The organism is Streptomyces sp. NPDC020192, assembly GCF_044388685.1.
Classification (GTDB): domain Bacteria; phylum Actinomycetota; class Actinomycetes; order Streptomycetales; family Streptomycetaceae; genus Streptomyces.
In genome coordinates, this window is sequence record NZ_JBIRXG010000002.1 from 52,026 (window position 1) to 71,009 (window position 18,984).

General features: G+C 73.8%; 19 protein-coding genes. 6 read left to right on the forward strand and 13 right to left on the reverse strand.

Going from position 1 to position 18,984, the window contains the following annotated elements:
- Positions 1-8: 8 nt before the first annotated feature.
- The 5 genes from ACH47Z_RS04650 to tgmA form a co-directional block, all read right to left on the reverse strand.
- Complete coding sequence (locus ACH47Z_RS04650) at positions 9-476, reverse strand: hypothetical protein (RefSeq protein ID WP_399071355.1); 468 nt, start codon at positions 474-476, stop codon at positions 9-11.
- A 178-nt stretch (positions 477-654) separates the two neighbouring features.
- Entirely contained in the window at positions 655-1,758 is a 1,104-nt protein-coding gene (locus ACH47Z_RS04655; RefSeq protein WP_399070481.1) for a PP2C family protein-serine/threonine phosphatase, read from the reverse strand.
- 228 nt (positions 1,759-1,986) lie between these two features.
- Entirely contained in the window at positions 1,987-2,874 is an 888-nt protein-coding gene (locus ACH47Z_RS04660) for a Gfo/Idh/MocA family protein (RefSeq protein ID WP_399070482.1), read from the reverse strand.
- Between the two features lie 35 nt (positions 2,875-2,909).
- Positions 2,910-3,893: an ATP-grasp ribosomal peptide maturase gene (gene tgmB / locus ACH47Z_RS04665; protein WP_399070483.1), complete on the reverse strand. Its 984-nt coding sequence runs from the start codon at positions 3,891-3,893 to the stop codon at positions 2,910-2,912.
- A 17-nt stretch (positions 3,894-3,910) separates the two neighbouring features.
- A complete protein-coding gene (gene tgmA, locus ACH47Z_RS04670) occupies positions 3,911-4,102 on the reverse strand; it encodes a putative ATP-grasp-modified RiPP (protein ID WP_020938095.1) in 192 nt (63 codons plus the stop codon).
- A gap of 159 nt (positions 4,103-4,261) precedes the next feature.
- Between tgmA and ACH47Z_RS04675 the strand changes: the two genes are divergently transcribed.
- The gene (locus ACH47Z_RS04675) at positions 4,262-4,678 is read left to right on the forward strand and encodes a hypothetical protein (protein ID WP_399070484.1); all 417 of its coding nucleotides are present in this window, start codon (positions 4,262-4,264) and stop codon (positions 4,676-4,678) included.
- Between the two features lie 31 nt (positions 4,679-4,709).
- Positions 4,710-6,989, forward strand: coding sequence for a telomere-associated protein Tap (tap, locus tag ACH47Z_RS04680; protein ID WP_399070485.1), 2,280 nt, complete (start codon positions 4,710-4,712; stop codon positions 6,987-6,989).
- Between the two features lie 7 nt (positions 6,990-6,996).
- On the opposite strand, the gene ACH47Z_RS04685 is transcribed toward tap, so the two are convergent.
- Complete coding sequence (locus ACH47Z_RS04685) at positions 6,997-7,893, reverse strand: fructosamine kinase family protein (RefSeq protein ID WP_399070487.1); 897 nt, start codon at positions 7,891-7,893, stop codon at positions 6,997-6,999.
- Positions 7,894-8,081: 188 nt separating this feature from the next.
- Between ACH47Z_RS04685 and ACH47Z_RS04690 the strand changes: the two genes are divergently transcribed.
- Positions 8,082-8,792: a tRNA-dependent cyclodipeptide synthase gene (locus ACH47Z_RS04690; protein ID WP_399070490.1), complete on the forward strand. Its 711-nt coding sequence runs from the start codon at positions 8,082-8,084 to the stop codon at positions 8,790-8,792.
- A complete protein-coding gene (locus ACH47Z_RS04695) occupies positions 8,789-10,000 on the forward strand; it encodes a cytochrome P450 (RefSeq protein ID WP_399070491.1) in 1,212 nt (403 codons plus the stop codon). The genes ACH47Z_RS04690 and ACH47Z_RS04695 overlap by 4 nt, the downstream gene beginning before the upstream one ends.
- Positions 10,001-10,059: 59 nt before the next feature.
- Here ACH47Z_RS04695 and ACH47Z_RS04700 read toward each other — a convergent pair whose 3' ends face one another.
- The 3 genes from ACH47Z_RS04700 to ACH47Z_RS04710 all read right to left on the reverse strand — a co-directional run bounded on the left by ACH47Z_RS04700 (position 10,060) and on the right by ACH47Z_RS04710 (position 13,468).
- On the reverse strand, positions 10,060-10,911 hold the full coding sequence (locus tag ACH47Z_RS04700; protein WP_399071357.1) for a hypothetical protein: 852 nt from the start codon (positions 10,909-10,911) through the stop codon (positions 10,060-10,062).
- Positions 10,912-10,999: 88 nt separating this feature from the next.
- Positions 11,000-11,950 (reverse strand): hypothetical protein, encoded by a 951-nt coding sequence (locus ACH47Z_RS04705; RefSeq protein ID WP_399070493.1) that lies wholly within the window; start codon positions 11,948-11,950, stop codon positions 11,000-11,002.
- A gap of 825 nt (positions 11,951-12,775) precedes the next feature.
- On the reverse strand, positions 12,776-13,468 hold the full coding sequence (locus ACH47Z_RS04710; RefSeq protein ID WP_399070495.1) for a hypothetical protein: 693 nt from the start codon (positions 13,466-13,468) through the stop codon (positions 12,776-12,778).
- Between the two features lie 24 nt (positions 13,469-13,492).
- Between ACH47Z_RS04710 and ACH47Z_RS04715 the strand changes: the two genes are divergently transcribed.
- Both ACH47Z_RS04715 and ACH47Z_RS04720 read left to right on the forward strand, forming a co-directional pair.
- Positions 13,493-13,876, forward strand: a complete 384-nt coding sequence (locus tag ACH47Z_RS04715; RefSeq protein ID WP_399070497.1) for a hypothetical protein — start codon at positions 13,493-13,495, stop codon at positions 13,874-13,876.
- Positions 13,877-14,045: 169 nt separating this feature from the next.
- Positions 14,046-14,783 carry a class F sortase gene (locus tag ACH47Z_RS04720; RefSeq protein ID WP_399070499.1) on the forward strand — a complete coding sequence of 246 codons (738 nt, stop codon included), beginning with the start codon at positions 14,046-14,048 and terminating at the stop codon, positions 14,781-14,783.
- A gap of 15 nt (positions 14,784-14,798) precedes the next feature.
- Here ACH47Z_RS04720 and ACH47Z_RS04725 read toward each other — a convergent pair whose 3' ends face one another.
- The 4 genes from ACH47Z_RS04725 to ACH47Z_RS04740 all read right to left on the reverse strand — a co-directional run bounded on the left by ACH47Z_RS04725 (position 14,799) and on the right by ACH47Z_RS04740 (position 18,981).
- Positions 14,799-15,965, reverse strand: a complete 1,167-nt coding sequence (locus tag ACH47Z_RS04725; RefSeq protein WP_399070501.1) for a GDSL-type esterase/lipase family protein — start codon at positions 15,963-15,965, stop codon at positions 14,799-14,801.
- Positions 15,966-16,000: 35 nt separating this feature from the next.
- Positions 16,001-16,570, reverse strand: coding sequence for a TetR/AcrR family transcriptional regulator (locus ACH47Z_RS04730; RefSeq protein WP_399070503.1), 570 nt, complete (start codon positions 16,568-16,570; stop codon positions 16,001-16,003).
- A 99-nt stretch (positions 16,571-16,669) separates the two neighbouring features.
- Positions 16,670-17,677 carry a LacI family DNA-binding transcriptional regulator gene (locus ACH47Z_RS04735; protein ID WP_399070505.1) on the reverse strand — a complete coding sequence of 336 codons (1,008 nt, stop codon included), beginning with the start codon at positions 17,675-17,677 and terminating at the stop codon, positions 16,670-16,672.
- Between the two features lie 2 nt (positions 17,678-17,679).
- Positions 17,680-18,981, reverse strand: a complete 1,302-nt coding sequence (locus ACH47Z_RS04740; protein ID WP_399070507.1) for a glycoside hydrolase family 27 protein — start codon at positions 18,979-18,981, stop codon at positions 17,680-17,682.
- Between the last annotated feature and the right edge of the window lie 3 nt (positions 18,982-18,984).

Sequence of the window (18,984 nt, forward strand, 5' to 3'; positions counted from 1 at the left end):
CGCCCCCGTCACTGCCCGCACACCGGCGCGAGGACGGCGAGGGTGCCGTTGGCCTGCCGCAGGGCGTCCTCGAGGGTGCCGGGCGCGTGCAGCGTGCCGGTGCCGTCGGGCGGCACGAGCCACTCCAGGAAGCGGGCCGGGCGGTAAGGCGGCGGTACGGCGACCCAGGACCCCTTGGTCGCGTACCGCAGACCGTCGCCCACCCAGCCCCCGGACGGGTCCGGCGGCACGAAGAACCCGACCCGGCCCGCCGCCGAGTCGACCAGCGTCGGCCCCGGCACGGGCATCCCGGGCCGCCACAGCAGGTCCAGGGTGAGCAGGCCGAGCCGGTCGGGCACGCTCAGCACGTCCCAGAAGCGGCCCGCCTCCAGCAGCGCGATCCCCTCGCCATGATCCCATTCCCACTTGCAGGACCGAGGGTCCGCCGCCGCGGCGGCCAGCCACTCCACGCCCCGCATCCACATCGTGTTCGTCATGCGCTGCTCCGGATGTCCTCGCTCGCCCGCCTCGGCGCAGGCAGCGACCATGGCCGGGCACTCCGTGCACCCGCACAGCAACCCGGCATATGCATGCTCGTAGATATTTCTACGTGGCGGAAGGGGTGGCGCGGCGTGGCGTTTGAGCCCGTTCGTTCGAACTCCGGCTGTCGGTTCGTCAGTTGGGAGAGGCGGATGCGTCACTCTTCCGGGGCGACCGGCGTGGTCGGGCGGGCTGCGAGCCGGGCGCAAGCACCAGCATGGTGACGTCGTCCCGGACCTCGTACCGCAGCCGTACGAGGTCCTGCCAGACCAGATCGGGCAGCTCGGCGGCGGACGCGGTACCGGCCAGGGCGGCCAGCCGGGCCGGCAGCGGATAGAAGACGCCGGCCTCGTCCCGCGCCTCCCACACCCCGTCGGAGGCCAGGAAGAGCCGGTCGCCCGGCCCGAGCGCCACGGTGACCTCCTTCGGCGGTTCGACGCCGATCAGCCCGATCCCCAGCGGCGGCCCCGGCGCGACCGTCACCTCCCGGGCGTGCTCCCCGTGCAGCAGGACGGGCGCCGGATGACCGCAGGCCACGACCCGCACCGCAGGCCCGTCGGCGGAGAACTCCAGCAGCACCCCGGTGGCGAACAGCTCCCCGTTCGGTACCCCCGCCGAGTCCACCGCCAGCCGGCGGTCCATCCGCGCCGCCACCGACTCCAGGTCTGGCTGGTCCAGCACGGCCTCCCGGAAGGCGCCCAGCAGGGACACCACCGTGGCGACCGCCGACAGCCCGTGTCCCCGGACGTCCCCCATCACCGCGCGCACCCCGTACGGCCCGTCCCGCACGTCGAAGAAGTCCCCGCCCACCAGCGTCCCGTCCTGCGCGGCCCGGTAGAAACCCGTGCAGCCCACGGTCCCGACCCGCTCCGGCAGCGGCGGCATCACGGCCCGCTGCACGGCCTCGCCGACGGCCCGCTCGGCGTCCAGCTGGGCGTCGCGGCGACTGCGTACGAATGACACGAACACGCTCAGTGCGGCGACGAAGACGATGGTGAGCAGGTCGGTGTTGCCGGGACGGTTCAGATGCGTGGCCGGGACGTTCAGCACCACGACCACGGCGGTACCGAGGACGGCGGTGGCCAGCGGGCCGTACGACAGCACCGCCAGCGGAGGAATGGCGCCCAGCAGAAAGCCGAGGTCACGCGCATGCGGGGTGATCAGCGTGGCGCAGCTGACGGCGACGAGCAGCGCGACGGGCAGCACCCGCACCCACCGCGGCGGCGGCGCCCCTCGCAACCACCCGCGGTCCTCCCGCTCCCCACGCGACACCCAGCCACGCACCGATCCCACACCCCCAAACTACGCCGCCACCCCCTGCCGGGCCTCTTGCCGCGGGGGGTGTGGAGGGGCTGGGCGGAGATACCGGGGTGTCGCGGTGGCCGGGGCGGTCGGGCGGGACGGGTGCGGTACCCCGTCCGTGCCGTACCGCTCCCGGCCGGTGGGGCGCGGGTGCAGGGGCGGACGCTAGTCCGTGCCGGCGGTCAGGCGGGTCTCCGCCATGGTCAGGATCTCGGTGACGCGGAGGCCGAACGCGGCGTCGCAGGCGTGCGGGCGGCCCGTCCGGGCGGCGGTCAGCAGGGCGTCGGCGGCTCGGGCGAGCGCGGGGACCGCGCCCTCGGAGCTGCCGGGGAGGAGGGTCGTCCCCGCCTCGCCCCGCAGCTCCACGTCGGCCCCGGCGGCAGCCGGCGGCGCCGTCAGGCTCAGCGTGAGCGTGCTCGAGGCGCCCGTGGCGTGGTCGAGGACCAGGTGCACGGTGTCGGCGGGACCGTGCGCCGCCGCCACCACCTGCCGTACGTCACCCAGGACCGGAAGGAGGACGGACAGCGCGTGCGGGCCCACGTCCCACAGCGCCCCCTTCTCCCGGCGCCACGGTGAGGCCGCGAACGGGCTGTCGGACGTGAACACCGCCCCCAGCCACTGCGCCCGCGCCGTGAACCACCCCGCCACGGCCGCCTGCTCCTCGATCCAGGCCTCCGGCTCCTTCTGGAAGCGCGCGGTGAAGAAGACCACCGACGCCACCCCGGCCCGGTCCACGGCTTCCACGACCGCCCGCCCCTCGGCGGCCGACACCGCCAGCGGCTTGTCCAGCAGCAGATGACGGCCCGCCCGCGCCGCCCGCACCGCCAGCTCGGCCTGCACGGACGGCGGCAGGGCCACCGCCACCGCGTCCACGTCGGCCAGCAGCGCGTCCACGTCGGCGTACGCCGTGACCTCGTACTGCTCCGCCAGCTCCCTGGCCGCCTCCGGCCGGCGGCCCCACACCCCCGCGAAGCGAAGGCCGGTGTGCCCGGCGAGCGCCGGGGCGTAGGCCGCCCGGGCCCAGGGGCCCGTTCCCAGCAGTCCGATGCGCATGCAGCGTTCCTTCCTCCGAGCCGATCCCCGCACCCTCAAGATGCTGCGCTCCGCTCGCCCTTCGCACACCTGAGGTCCGAATCCCCGTGCCCGGCGAGCCAGTTGGCGATGGTGGCGGCGATGGGCTGACCTGTGTCCATCTCCACGAACCCGAACTGACCCGACTGGTTGCACTCCAGGAACCACCAGATCCCGTCCGCGTCCTCGGCGAAGTCGAATGCGCCGTACGCCAGTTCCGCGCCCCTCATGTACCGCCGTACGCCCTCCGCGAGGCGCGGTGGGACGTCCGCGGGCAGCCAGGGGGAGGCCGACGGGGCGAAACGGACGTCCACGTCGTCGGGGTGCGCGTCGGGGGCGGTGGGCTTGCGCGCGGCCAGCAGGGTGTCGCCGACGACGGTGAGCCGGATGTCGGCCCGCTTGGCGATCCGGCGTTGCAGCAGCGTCGGACCGAAGGCGACCGCCGCGAAGTCCGTGTCCGGGGCGACCCGGCTGGTGGGCACCGCGCGTGGCGGCTCCTGCGGATGCGCGCCGGAGACGGGCTTGACCACCAGGTCCGGGTAACGCTCCGCGAACTCCCGCGCCGCCTGCGGGAACGTCGTGATCAGCGTGGCCGGCACCGGGAGGCCGCTGCGCTGGGCGAGATGCAGCTGCCAGGGCTTGTGGCGGGCGCGCCGGGCCGCGTCGGGATGGTTCATCCAGCGCGCGTCGCCGCACCGCAGCATGCCGTACAGCGCCTGCGTGGACTCCTCCGTCAGCCAGGCCGACGGGTGCGCGGCGCGGGCGGCCGCGGCCCCGGGCCTGCGCACCCAGACGGAGCGCAGGCCGCTGATGCTCACCAGGCGCCCACCGACGGACAGGTGTCCGTGGCAGGCGCCCTGCACGTACTCGCCCGACAGCGCCACCCCGTTGGTCAGATCGGCGGGGTCGAGCCGGACGACGGGCACGCCCGCCTCGCCCAGCCGGAGGACCACCATGTCCGCCGTCACGTCCTCTTCACTGGTCAGGATGAGCACGGTCATGTTCTCGGATCCGCGGTTCAGTCGTCGAAGTGCGTCTTGGAACCGGCGGTCGACGTCGTCGTCCCCAGAGCTCTCAGCGTCGCGTGGTCGGTGGCGGCGATCCGCCCGTCCGGGAGGACGTTCAACTGCAGTCCGGAGTCATACGCATACGGAGTGGTGACGTCCAACTGCACAGCGGGGCGCGCGTAGTTGAGCGTGAACGGTTGCATGGTCTCTCCCTGGTTCGGCTTTCACGTCCTTATACGAATCGAACGGGTGATTGGTTTCCTTACGCTGCGTAACCGCAGCTCGGAGCGGGCGCCGCACGGGTCCCCCGCAAGGAAACAACACAACGTTGTTCCGTTGTGCGGGCCGGATAGCATGCCCGCATGGCACAGGACGCCTACGACGCCCACGACGCCCAGGGCGCGGCTCGGCTGCGGCTCGCCGCCCTCGCGGCCGAAGCCGCGGCCGACACCGCGCTCGACGGTGCCCCGGCACACCGGGTCGCCCAGGACGCGGCACTCCTCGGCCGGCTGCTGAGCGCGACCGACCGCCGCAGGGCCGGGAACGACGCGGCGCCGGACGTCACGGCCGACGACATCGGCGCCGCCCTCAGCCTCGTCGACGGTCTGCGCCATCAACTGGACCAGCTGGAGAGCCAGGTGGTGATGGAGGCACGGCGCCGGGGCATGGACTGGCGGCAGATCGCGCTGCACCTGGGGCTGAACTCCTCCCAGGCCGCCTCGCAGCGCCACCAGCGGCTGACGACCCGGCTGGAAGAGATCCGCCAGGGCGTGCGGTAGAAAGGCGTCAGAGAGAAAGACGGATGTGGAAATGACGGACCAGCCCGACGATCTGTTCTCCGCGGTGGACTCGCTGCTCGCCGCGGTGGACGACGGCACGGTGCTCCCCGCCCCGGCGGAGCGGACGCGGCTGCGCGAGGCGGCCGGCCTGACCGAGGCCGCGGTCGCGCAGGCCCTCGGGGTCCGCGTGCCCAGCATCCAGGCCTGGGAGGCGGGCCGCGCCGAACCGAAGGGCGACCGCCGCGAGGCCTACCACCGCCTCCTGCAAGGCCTGTCCCACCGCTACCCGGCCGCACCCCGTCCCACGACACCACCGGGGACGCCTCCGCCCGCATCGGCGCCCGAGGCCCACGTAGCGACGCCTGGGCCGACTCCGTCCGTGTCCGCCGCGCCTCCGGCGCCGTCGGCCGGCGTACCGAGCCCGCAGACGCCTGCCTCGCCCAGGGCCGCTGCGGGACATGCGTCGGCTCCGGTTGACACGCCTGCGGCCGCTCCGGAAACCCGCGCCCCAGCCCGCCGCCCCGCATCCCGCACCTCGGCCCCCCGTCCGGCCCGCGGCCCCGCCGCCAAGAAGGTCGCGGCCGGCACGTCACGCGCCCCTTCCCCTTCCCCCTCGGCCCCCGACCCCGTGGACCCCCGCTTCGCGCACGGCCCCCTCGCCGTGGTCGATGCCGATGACGACGGGCGGGTGAGCGCGTACTGCGTCGGCGGGCTCGTGCTCGACGTGCCCGCCACCTCACTGGCCGGGCTCGTGGAGTGGATCCTCGCCGAGGCGCGGCTCGGGCAGCCGCGGTTGCACCGGTCCGGCAAGGACGCGGACCCCCTCGTCGTTCTCACCGAGTCGGCATGTGTGCGGTACGGGCTGCCGGCGCGGCTCAGCGCCGAGGAGCGGCTCGCCGGCCGGATCCCCGACGCGCACCAAGCGGTCCGGCAGTTGCGGAAGGCCGACTGGCTGCTCACCCGGCGCGGTTTCGGGCCCTGGGCCTGGGTCTACCGCCCCGCCGAGGGCAGCCGGCGCCACAGTGTCCACTTCTGTGTGCCGTCCTGGAACGCGCTGGACAGCCGGTACTGGGGTGACGCGGCCGGTCTGCCCCCCGCGGAACTCGCCCGTGTCCTCGGCGCGTACGCCGCCCGCGTGCTCACCCCGTGCGGTTCCACGGCCGTGACGGGCCTGGAGCTGATGACCGCCCTGCACCCGCCGACCCGCGCGGTGCGCGACGAGCACGGCACGTGGGTGTCCGCACCGAACCCCGGCGCCCTGACCGAGGCCGTCGACTGCGCGCCCTGCGAGGCCCCGGACGGCCATCCGCTCCTCGCCCATCTGCCCCGCTTCCACGAGCGCACCCCGGGCGAGATGCTCCGCGAGGAGGCCTACGACTGGGCCCGGCCGCTGACCGACGAGGAGTGCATGCTGCCGTACCTCGTCGGCGTCGACGTCAACATGGCGTTCGCGGCGGCGGCCAACCGTACCGTCGTCGGCCTCGGCGCCCCGGTCCATGTGCTCAACCCGGAGTTCGACCCGGCGCTGCCCGGCTCCTGGCTGGTCGACCTCTCCCACGTCCGGCTCGACCCCCGCCTGCCGAGCCCCTTCACACCGGACGGCGAGCCGCCCGAGGGCCCGGCCTGGTACGCGACGCCGACCGTGGCGTACGCGCTCGAACTCGGCTACGAGGTCGCGCCGTTGGAGGCCCACGTCCGCCCTGAGCACGGCCCGTACCTGGACGGCTGGTACACCAGGCTGCGCGACGCGTACATCGCCACGATGGCCGACCTCGGCGTCACCACCGGCATGACGCCCGAGGAGTACCTGACGGCGATGGAGGGGCACAAGGACCGCGACCCGCACCTCGCGCTCGTGCTTTCGGCGATCAAGGCCACGGTCAAGGGCGGCATCGGCAAGTTGCGCGAGCGCGGCCGCTCCGGCTGGCGGCCGGGGGAGCGGTGGCCGGCGCTGGACCGGCCGACCTGGCGTCCTGACATCCGGGCCGCGGTCATCGCCAAGGCGCGGGTCAACATGCACCGCAAGATGCTCGCCACCGCCCGCGCCACCGGCCGGTACCCGGTCGCGGTCCTCTCCGACTGCGCGGTGTACGCCTCCGCCGGTCCGACCCCGCTGGACTTCCTGCCGTACCGCGACGGCAAGCCGCTGCCCGGCGGCTTCCGGATCGGGGTGAGCCCCGGCATGGTCAAGCACGAGGGCACCCAGAGCGTGCTGTGGGCGGAGGGCCTGCGCGAGGAGTACGGCGACCACCTCAACCTCGCCCGCTACATCAAGTCCGGGCTGATCACCGCCCCGGACGCGGAGGAGTAGCCCCGCCTCACACCCCGAGGGCGCTCCGGGCCACCCCCAGGGCCTGTTCCGCGTATCCGCGTCCGAACAGCACGGCGTGCACCAGCAGCGGGAACAGCTGGTGCACGCCCACCCGGTCCTGCCAGCCGCCCGCGAGCGGAGCCCTCTCCTCGTACCCGGCGAGCACCCGGTCCAGATGGGGGCAGCCGAACAACTGCAGCATTGCCAGGTCGGTCTCGCGGTGCCCGCCGTGCGCGGCCGGGTCGATCAGCCGGACCTCGCCGTCGGCGCCCCACAGCACGTTGCCGTTCCACAGGTCGCCGTGCAGCCGGGCGGGCGGCTCGGCGGGCCCGGCCAGCTCCGGCAGCCGTGCGCAGACCCGCTCGAACACCTCGGCCTCCCGCGACCGGAGCGTGCCGCGGTCGACGGCGCCGCGCACATACGGCAGCACGCGGTGCTCGGCGTACCAGCGCGGCCAGTCGGTGCCGGGCGTGTTGCGCATGGGAGCGAGGCCGATGAACGCGTCCTCGGGGCCGTCGGGTGGCGGCGCTCCGAAATCCGAAGCACCCGCGGTGTGCAAGGCGGCCAGGGACTGGCCGAAAGGCATCGCTGCGTCCGGGTCCGGACGCCCGGTCGGCACCCGCTCCGTCACCATCCAGCGCTCGTCGTGCCCGAGCACCTCCGGCACCCGGACCGCGTGCGCCGCGGCCAGCCAGCGCAGTCCGGCCACCTCGGCCCGTACGGCCCCGGGGGCGTCCCCGCGCTTGACCATCACCCGGACACCGCCGTCCAGCGTGACCTCGGCGGGTGATCCGGACCCCACCGGCGCGCCGGCGACCGGCCGCCCGGTGAGCCGGGACGCCGCCCGGCCCGGGTCCTCGTGCGCGTCGTCGCGGTTGCCCGCGGCCTCGTCCCGGTTGTCCACGGCCCCAGAGTACGGCCCTCAACGGATGCACGATGCACGGAACTTCGAGCATTGCTACGACTGTTTTCAGTCAAACTCAGATGGTCACTACCCGTGCTGATTCCGTACGACTAGCGTGAGGGCGTCGCGCAGCCACACCAGGGGCACCGGGCCCCGACGGGACTAGCGCGCGGCGGAGGATTCCCTCTGTGACCACAGCATCCGTGCTGATGGCCGACGTCTTCGAAGTCCAGCCGTACACCTCCCACTGCGAGATCATCCTCGGCGAGGGCGCGCACGCCGTGATCGGTGTGTCCCCGGGCAACAGCTATTTCTCGGCCCGCCGCCTGCACGACCTCGCCCGCTGGGGACTGGACCGCTTCGACCGCGTCGACTTCGTCTACACCGACCTGTACGTCGCCGAGATGTACGAGGCGTCCGGCTATCCCCCGGACGAGGCCCGGCGCAAGGCGGTGAAGAACCTGCGCGGAGTGCGCGCCAAGGTCCGGGACGCGGTGACGGCGGCCGACCCGGACGGCACCCGGCTGGACTGGCATCCGATGTCGCAGTTCCGTACCAACCCCGCCTACCAGGAGATCCACCGGCAGCTGACGACGCGACTGGCCACCGACGGGGCCTTCCGTGCCGTGTGCGATGCCTTGGTGAATCGTTTCCTCACGGCTCGTGGCGGGACGCCGACCGAGCGGCAGCGCGCGGTGTGCCTGGAGTACGTCTGCGCCGAAGCCCCGCTGTTCCTGGACACCCCCGCGATCCTCCAGGTGCCCTCCTCGCTCAACTGCTACCACCAACTGCTGCCGATGGCCGAGCTGTTGTACTCCCGCGGCGCCGGCCTGCGCGCCTCCCGCAACCAGGGCCACGCCGTCGTCACCCCCGCCGCCCTGGAAGGAACCGCCGCATGACCACCGCCCCCGCCCTGCGCCCCGACGCCCCGCCGCTGCTCGGCTTCCCGTTCTCCTGGGACGGCACCCGGGTGCCCGCCGAGGTCGAGGAACTGCGCGCCACCACCCCCGTGCGGCGGGTGCGGACCATCGCCGGCGACGAGGCCTGGCTGGTGTCGTCGTACGACCTGTGCGCACGGGTGCTCAAGGACGACCGGTTCTCCCTCAAGGACACCTCCGCCCCGGGCGTGCCCCGCCAGTACGCGCTCACGATCCCGCCCGAGGTCGTGAACAACATGGGCAACATCACCGGGGCCGGACTGCGCCGGGCGGTGCTCAAGGCGCTCAACCCCAAGTCGCCGGGCCTGATGGAGTGGCTGCGCGCCGAGGCCCACCGCCTGGTGGACCGGCTGCTGGCGGACGGCCCCACGGCGGATCTGCGCGGCGCGTTCTGCGAGCCGTACTCGGCCGGGATGCACTGTCACCTCCTCGGCATCCCGCAGACCGAGGCCCCGGCCTTTCTGCGCAGCCTCGACATCGCCTTCATGAACGCGCCCGGCCCGGTCGCCGGCGCGCGCATCAACTGGGACCGGGACATCGCCCGGATGACGGCCCTGCTCGACGATCCCGCGACAGGCGGCCTGATGGGCGAACTCGCCGCCCTGCGCGACGACCCCGACTACGCCCACCTCACCGACGAGATGCTGGCCACCGTCGGCGTCACCCTGTTCGGCGCCGGTGTCATCTCCACCTCGGGCTTCCTCGCCATGGCCCTGGTCTACCTGCTCACCCACCCCGTCGCCCGCGACCTCCTCCGGGACCGCCCGGACCTCATCGGCCCCGGTGTGGAGGAACTGCTGCGGGTGAACCTCTCCATCGGCGACGCCCTGCCCCGGCTGGCCCTGGCCGACATCCGGCTCGGCGACACCGTGGTGAAGAAGGGCGAACTGGTCCTGGTACTGGTCGAGGGCGCCAACCTCGACCCGGCCAGGTTCGAGGACCCGCACCGCTTCGACGTCCACCGCGACAACACCGCCGACCACCTTTCCTTCGGCGGCGGCGCCCACTACTGCCCCGCGACCGCCCTCGGCCGCGCCCACGCCCGCATCGCCCTGGAGGTCCTCCTCGACCGCCTGCCCGACCTCGCCCTCGCCGTCCCACCCGCCCAACTGGTCTGGCGCACCGGCTTCATGAAACGCATCCCCGAACGCCTGCCGGTGACCTGGTAACCCGGAAACCGCCCGCACGGCACCCCCGACCCGGCACCCCGGGCGGGGGCGCTGACGGTCTACGACGCCCGGGTCAGCCCCACCGGATTGGTCGGGGGCAGGAGACCCGAGGTCTCCACGGCGTCGGCCAGTGGATCCAGCAGCTCGGCCAGACGGGCGGCGCGGTCCGTGCCGAGGGCGGTCCACGGTGCTTCGGCCGCCGCGTCGGTCAGTGCCTCGACCTCCGCGCGTACGGCCGCCCCGGCCGGGGTGAGCGACCCGTCCGCCGCGAGCAGACCCCGCTCGCGCAGCCGCGCCCCGGCCGCGTCCCAGTCCGGCTGCTCCCACTTGCGTGTCTCGCGCAGGAACGCCGCGTCCGACTCGCCGGCCGCGGCCTTGAGCACCATCGCCTCGACCGGCCCGAGCCCCTGGCTCACCAGCACCGCGACATGCCCGTCACCCCGGTGCTCACGCAGGGTGGTCAGCCCCTGCCACAGCCGGGCTGCCGGGCCCTCCGGCCGCTCCAGCGCCTGGTTGGCGGCGGCCAGCACCCGGCCCGTGGTGTCCGCGGCGGCCGCGGCCTCCCAGGCGAGGTCGGCGGCCTCGGCGAAGTCCGCGGAGCCGACCGTGTCCGGCCCGAACAGGCCGGTCATCGCCGCCTCCAGGGCCTCCAGCCGGGCGGCCAGGACGTCGCCGGGCGCCGCGTACCGCCAGGCGTCCGGCAGGGCCCGAGCCACCCGGGCGGGGTGGAAGACGTAGAAGCAACTGGTCACCACGGACGGGGACACGGCACCGAGCGGCGCGGCGCGCAGCGCGAAGTACCCCATCCAGTACCCGCGCATCCCGAGCGCGTCCGCCGCCCTGTGCGCCTCCGGTGCGAAGTACACGAGGTCGTGCACCGGCTCGTACCGCTCCCACAGGGCCCGCGCCATCCCGTCCGCCACTGCTTCCTCCCACCGCGTCGGCCTGCCGTGCTTGTCGGCACCAGCCTGCGTTATGACGGCGGTCATAACAAGGGGGTCAGCGGGGAAGAGCCTGGACGCGGCCGAGCGTGTTGCCGATCAACCCGGTGAACCACACGGCCCGGTCGGGTCCCGTGGCCAGCCGGAAGGGTACCTCGGCGGCGCCGTCCGGCACCGGGAAGGCGGTCACCTTACCCCGCGCGTCGATCCTGCCGATCCGGCCGGACCGGTCGGCGTACCAGATCCCGCCGTCGGGCCCGCGTGCGATGCCGCTCGGGTCGCCGTTCGGATCGGGCAGCGGGAAGCGGGTGACGTGGCCGGTGCGGTCGATCCGGTCGACCGCGTGCGCGCCGGGCGCGGTCAGCCACATACCACCCGGTCCGGCGACGATGCCGTCGGGCAGGCCGGCGGCCCCGGGCAGCGGATACTCCGTCACCCGGCCCGACGTGGTGATCCGGCCGGCCTTCCCGGCGACCAGCTCGGTGAACCACAGTGCGCCGTCGTCGCCCGGCGCGATGGACTTGGGTGAGGCGCCCGGGGTGGGGACCGGGAACTCGGTGAACCGGCCGTCGGGCGTGAGCCGGCCGATCCTGTCCGCGTCCGCCTCGGTGAACCACAGCGCCCCGTCCGGCCCGAGCGTGATCCCGGCCGGCCCGCTGTCGGCCGTCGGGACCGGGAACTCCGTAAGCCCTCCGGAGACGGTGAGACGGCCGATCCGGCCGGCGCCCGTCTCGGTGAACCACAGGGTCCGGCCGGGCCCTTGGGTGATCTCGGTGGGCCCGGTGCCGGGACCGGAGGTGGGGAAGTCGGTCATGGTGCCGTCGAGGGCCATCCGGCCGATCCGGCCGACGCCGTTCTCGGTGAACCACAGGGCGCCGTCCGGCCCGGCAGTGATGCCGACGGGACCGCTGTCGGGCGCGGTGGTCACCGGATGCTCCGTCACCTCGCCGACGTCGGCCCGGGCGGGGGCGGCGACGGCGGTGAGGCCGATCAGCGCACCCAGCGGCACCGCGAGCAGCCGCCGGGTGAGCGAGGTCTCGGGCAGGGAGCCCCTTCTCGACGGACGGGCCGCCGGGGCACCGCCTGAATCCGAGGGAATGTCGGATTCAGGCTAGGACCGAGGGCGCGGCCGTACGCCTCCGCCGTCGCAGACGGAGTACGACGCCGGGCCCGCCGCCGACGCCCGCAGGGCCCGAACACCCCGAGGTACTGGTCCGTCGCGTGCTCGGGGGGCGAGCGTGAAGGATGCCTCGAAGCCCGCCGCGGAGTGCCACAACTCCCCGACCGTGTGGGGCGAGGAAGGCGAACCCCGCCCGGCGGTAGGCCCGTCCGCCACCGACCGGCCACAGCGGCACGGTGACCGTCAGCACCTTGAACTGCACGGCCCTCACGCCGTCCAGGGCGGTCAGCAGCAGGTAGGGAAGGTTGCCCAGGGCTGTCCGGCGCGGCCCCGGGCGGCGGGCGAGGACGCCACCGGTGGCAGCAGGGCGAGGACGGCGGCGGACGCCAGGCCGGACAGGGCCGGACCGGCGACGAGTAGCTGGTAGGCGGTCTGCGGGCGGGCGCCGCCGTAGTGCCGGACGAGCGGACCGCGCGCGGCTGCCCCGGCCCACCTCGCACCCGTCGCCGGCGTCTACGACGTGATGCGCCGTACGACGGTGGCGCCACGCCGCTCGATTCCCCCGAACGGCGGTCTAAAGAAGGCGATCACTGGGACAGACGGGTGGCTCGGTGACCCGGCTGGGTGGCTCGGATGGTGCGAGTCCGGCCACGCGCTGACGGTGGTTCATGTCGAGGCCGGGTCTATCCAGCTGATGAGGTATCCGCTGCCCGGTCACGGCGGAAGGACATCGCTATGCGTTCTGCCCGCAGGCTTCTGGCGACGGCGGCCGTCAGCGCCGCTCTCGCCTTCGCCACGCCCGGCGCCGCGTTCGCCGCCCATATGGGCGACGACGGCGGCCGGGGCAACCATTCTCACAGCCAGGACAACGACCGGGACAGCGGCGACGACCGCGGGTCCGACAAGGGCAACGGTCGCGACGACGACCACGGCCGTGGCGGCGACCACGGCCGGGACAACGACAACGATCGCGGAGGCGACCACGGCAGGGGCCGCGGACACGACGAGCCGCGCGGTGGAATTCACACGGGTGGCGGAGCACTCTCCGTCGTGCGTGGCGATGACCACGGCGGCGACCGCGGCCGGGGCGGCGACGAGGACAACGGTCGCGGCGACGATGACCACGGCGGCGACAGCGACCGCGGTGGCGATGACGACCACGGGCGTGACGACGACAACGGCCGGGGCGATGACCACGGTCGGGACAACGAACACGGTCGGGGTGAGGACCACGGCCGGGGCGGCGACCGCGGTGGCGACGACGAACACGGTCGCGGCGGCGAACACGGTCGGGGCGGCGACCGCGGTGGCGACGACGAACACGGTCGGGGCGGCGACCGCGGTCACGGCAACGACCGTGGTCGGGGCGGCGACCGTGGGCGTGGCGAGCCGCGTGGCGGTGTGCACACCGGTGGCGGCGCCCTCGCCTTGGTGAGTAGCGACAACTGGGGTTCGGACTCGGGTCGCGACAACGGCCAGGGCAACGACCGTGGGAACGGCCGGGACAACGGCCAGGGCAACGACCGTGGGAACGGCCGGGACAACGGCCAGGGCAACGACCGTGGGAACGGCCGGGACAACGGTCGGGACAACGACCGTGGGAACGGTCGGGACAACGACCGCGGCAACGGCCGGGACAACGGTCGTGGCGATGACGAGCGCGGCAACGACCGCGACCGGCCCAACGGCGGTATGCACACGGGTGGCGGCGCTCTCGCCGGTCCGAGTGTTACCGCGGGCGGCCTGGCGGTGCTGGCCGCGGGCACGGCCGGCATCTACGTGATGCGCCGTCGGAAGGCCGGTCAGCAGTCCTGACCCGACTGACCCGACGGCTCGTTGCCGAGAGCGGCCGCCGCCGACGCGCCCATCGCGTCGGCGGCCCGCCGCCCGAGCGAGGCCCCGTGTTCCTCCCTGTGCGCCGGGCTTCGCGCCGGCGCCCTTGTTCTGATTCCTGTGCTGCCGTGTCCGAGCGAGGTGGTGTCCGATGGCAGCAAATCCCTCCTCCCCGACACCGGTGGACGGGCGGAGTTCCAGCCGCAGCGGGCGGCTGACGCTGTGGGTGGTGGCGATCGTCGTCCTCTTCGTCAGTGTGCTCGGCGGCCACCACAAGACGGGCGACGCCCCGCAGACCGCGCGTCCCGCGGGCGCCGGCGCTGGCGCAGGCGCCGGGGCAGGCGCGGGCGCGGGCGCGGGCGCGGGCCCGGGTGCGCGTACCGGCCCGGGCGCGGGAACTGCCGCGCCGGCCGATCCGCAGGAGCTCGACGAGGAGCTGCCCCGGTCCGCACCGACCCGCCTGCTCATCCCGAAGATCGACGTGGACGCCCCTTTCACCACCCTGGCCAAGGGCGCCGGGGGCGAGCTCCAGCCTCCGGCCGCCGAAGACACCAACCTGGTCGGCTGGTACGCCCAGGGCGTCTCGCCCGGTGAGAAGGGCACCGCGATCATCGCGGGGCACCTCGACACCACGACCTCCCCGGCCGTTTTTGCCGGCCTCGACGAGCTGAAGGAGGGCGACACGTTCACCGTGCAGCGCGCCGACGGTCGCGACGCGGACTTCGTCGTGGACGACACCGAGACCTTCGCCAAGGACGCCTTCCCCGACCAGCGCGTGTACGCCGACGCGTCGCGCCCCGAGGTCCGGCTGATCACCTGTGCCGGGCCGTACGACCACGACGCGAAGGACTACAAGGACAACCTGGTGGTCTTCGCCCACCTGGTGTGAGCAGGCTTGTACGGTTCAGGCGGCGCCCTTTCCGAGGGCGCCGCCCGGCGTGAACGCCCGCGCCGCGAACCGCTCGCCGATGCGGCGATGTGCGGCGGCGTCGGGGTGGAGGTCGTCGGGCAGCGGCAGCTCGCCGAAGTCGGCCTCGCCGTACAGGTCACGGCCGTCGAGGTAGTGCAGGTGCGGGTCCTCGGCGGCCCGCTCGCGCACGATCCGGGCCAGCTCCTCCCGGACGACCCGCAGGGTGAGCTTGCCGCTCGCGGTCTCCGCCGGATCCCCGGCGGCCCGGAACCGCAGCCGTCCCTCGCTCAGGGCGGAGAAGTCCGGGACGCTGGGACCCGGCGTGTCCTCGTGTATCGGGCACAGGATCGGCGAGACGACGAGCAGCGGGGTGTCGGGGTGGCCCTCGCGGACGGTGTCGAGGAAGCCGTGCACGGCGGGGCCGAACGCGCGCAGCCGCATCAGGTCGGTGTTGACCACGTTGATGCCGAGCTTGACGCTGATCAGATCGGCGGGCGTGTCGCGCAGTGTGCGCGCGGTGAACGGGTCGAGCAGCGCGCTGCCGCCCAGCCCGAGGTTGATCAGCTCCACCCCGCCCAGGGACGCGGCGAGCGCCGGCCAGGTGGTGGTCGGGCTCGCGGCGTCGGAGCCGTGGCTGATCGAACTGCCGTGGTGCAGCCACACCGTGCGGCCCCGGTCCGGTACGGGCTCCACGGGTGCGTCGGTGCGCAGCGCGACCAGCTCGGTCGTCTCGTTGTGCGGCAGCCAGATCTCCACGTCCTTGACGGTGCCGGGCAGGTCCGTGAAGCGGATGGTGCCGACCGGGCCCGGCCGGTGCGCGGCGCTGCCGGCCGCCATGTCGATCGTGAGCGTGTTGCCGCCCTCGACCCGGCCGCTGCCGGCGAGCCGCCCGTCGATCAGCAGGTCGTACACGCCGTCCGGGCGGGGCGGCGCGCCGACGTGGACCCGTTTGGTCGGCAGGGTGTCCAGCTCGACGGTGGTCGCGCGGGTGCGCAGGACCAGCCGTACGCCGGAGGGCTGGGACTCCGCCAGGGCCAGCTGAGGGTCGGCGCACTGCGCGCGGGCGCGGGCGGGCAGCCGGTGCGGCAGCAGTCCGTGCCCGGTGCGTTCCACGTCCAGCGCGCCGCGCAGGAGTTCGGGGGTCAGCGGGATGGTGTGCATGGTGTCGGCCTGCGTTTCGAAGGGGTCGAAGAGGGTCAGGGGGTGGGCCAGTCGCGCAGCAGGGAGTCCAGCGCGTCCAGGATCCGGGTCCAGGACTCCTGCGAGTCGGGGGCGCTGTGGCTGAAGCCGCCGGCCGTCTCCAGGCTGACGTAGCCGTGGAAGACGCTGCCGAGGAGGCGGACCGCGTGGGTCTGGTCGGGCTCGGGCAGGTCGTAGCCGCGCAGGATCGCCCGGGTCATCTGCGCGTGCCGGCCGCCCGCGCTCGCCGCCGTCGCTTCGGGGTCGAGTGGATGCCGGGTCGCCGCGTAGCGGCCGGGGTGTGCGCGGGCGTAGTCGCGGTACACGTCGGCGAACGCGATCAGGGCGTCCTTGCCGGCCCGGCCGGCGAGCGCCTCGGCGGCGCGGTCGGCCAGCTCCTCCAGGGCGAGCAGCGCGATCCGGGTCTTGAGGTCCTGGGAGTTCTTCAGATGCGAGTAGAGACTCGCGACCTTGACGTCGAACCGCCGGGCCAGCGCGGACACGGTCGCCTGCTCGAAACCGACCTCGTCGGCCAGCTCGGCGCCCGCACGGACCAGACGCTCGGTGCTCAGACCTGCGCGAACCATAAATTATCTCCCCTCTGCCATAATCGATTATGGCACTGCCTAAAAGTATTAGGCAAACGAGGATATGCTGTAGCCACGTCGAAACGTGGACGGCTTCGCTCAGTGGGCGGTCGACTCGCGCAGCACCAGCGAGAAGGGGCTGACGAACTCCTCCTGCTCCGCCGGAGGCCCCGCGCTGCCGAGCCGGGCGACGAGCAGCCCGACGGCGCGCTCGGCCATCAGATCGTGATCGGGATCCACCGTGGACAGCGACGGCACGAGGAAGGCGCTCTCGTCGACGTTGTCGAAACCGATCACCTTGACCTGCTCCGGCACCCGCACCCCGGCGTCCGCCAGCCCCCGCAGCACCCCCATCGCCACGGTGTCCGTCACACAGAACACGCCGTCGAAGTCCAGGCCGCCCGCCACCATCGCCCGCGCCCGCCGGGCCCCCTCCGCCATGGTGAGCGCCGGCACGCTCTGCACCAGGGCCGGGTCGGCGGGCAGCCCGGCGGCCCGCAGTGCCTGCCGGTAGCCGGTGTGGCGCAGGCTCGACATATGGACCTCGTCGCGCAGCTCCCCGCACACGAGGGCCACGCGCCGGCAGCCCCGCTCGATCAGATGCCGGGTGGCGGCGGCGGACGCCTCGACGTTGGGCATGGCGACATGGTCCACGGGCCCGCCGAAGATCCGCTCGCCGAGGAGCACCACCGGGTGGTCCACCTCGAGCGCCGCGACATCGGCCGGGCCCATGCCGACGGTGCTGAGGATGAGCCCGTCGTAGAGCCGGTTGCGGGACAGCGACAGCGCCGCCAGCTCGTTCTCGCGACGGGCGCCGGTCTGCTCGACGCTCACCCGCAGTCCGTGCCGGGCGGCCGCGGTGATGATGGCCGCGGCCAGCCGGCCGTAGTACGGGCGGTTCACCTCGGGGACCGCGAGGCCGATGGTGCCGGTGCGGCCCTTGCGGAGGTTGCGGGCGGCCACGTTGACCCGGTAGTCGAGCCGGGCCATCGCCGCGAGGACGCGTTCCCGGGTGGCGGGGCGGACGTTGGGGTGGTCGTTGATGACGTTGGAGACGGTCATCGCCGACACCCCGGCCGCCTTCGCCACGTCCTGGATCGTCGCCACGCTCACTCCCGCCCGGTGTCCTCCGCAAGACGATAGAGGGCGGCGCCGTGGGCGGGCACGTCGACGGTCAGCCGTCGGCCGTCGTGCGTGACGTCGCTGTGGCTCCACAGCTCCCGGACCCGGTCGGCGGGCCGGCCACCGAGCGAGCCGAGCGGCACCTCGTACCGGCGGGGCACGTCGGCGAGGGAGAACACGGCGGCGTAACGGGTACGGCCGTCCGTGTCGCGGGCCGTCCACAGCACCAGGTCGCCCTCGCGCAGCACCTCGCGGTTGCCGGTGCTGTGCCACAGGACGGCCAACGCCTCGTCGTTGCTCAGGAGTTCGATGGTCTCCGGGGGACTGGTCGGCAGGTCGCCGCCCATCATCAGGGGCGAGCGGGAGATCAGCCACAGGGTGAGCAGGCTGATCTGCTCGGGCCGGGTGAGCCGGGACAGCCGGTCCGCGCCGCGTTCGGCGCGGATGCCGATCCGGCCGAGCGGCAGCATGTCGGCGTCCGCCCAGCCGCCCTCACCCTGCCAGGGCGCCCACCGGGCCATCCGCGCGAACTGGGCCTCCACGTCCGCCCAGCGGTCCCACAGGTCGTCGCAGACCCGCCACATCGTGGCGTGCCTGCGCAGATGGTCCAGGTGGGCGAGGGAGACATCGGTACCGGGGGACAGGCTCAGCTCGATCGGCCGTCCGCTGCGCTCGATGGCCCGCGCGTAGGCCGCGATCTCCCGCTCGTGGTACGGGAAGAGCATGTCGTCGGCCTTGACGAAGTCCACGCCCCAGTCGGCGAATTGGGCGAGCTGGGAGTCGTAGTAGGCCTGGGCGCCCGGATGGTCGTGGTCCAGGCCGTGGTTGTCGGAGTTCCACGGGCAGACGGAGTCCGTGTCGGCGATCTCGCCGGCCGTGAACTCCGTGCCGTACACGGGTAGTTGGGAGGCGACGGCCCGGCGTGGGATGCCCCGCATGATGTGCAGGCCGAAGCGCAGCCCGAGGTCGTGCACCCGCCGGGCCAGCGGCGCGAAGCCCGCCCCGCCGGCGGCGGAGGGGAACCGGTTCGGCGCCGGGAGCTGACGGCCGTACGCGTCCAGGACCAGCGGCGCGTCCGGGTTGTAGCCATGGGAGCGGGCCGTCGGCTCGTACCACTGGATGTCCACCACCACCGTGTCCCAGCCGTGCGGGAGCAGGTGATCGCGCATGAACACCGCGTTGGCGAGCACCTCGTCCTCGGTGACGGTCGTGCCGTAGCAGTCCCAGCTGTTCCAGCCCATCGGGGGACGCGACCGCCGCTCGGGCAGGGGCCGTTCCATGGTCGCCATCTC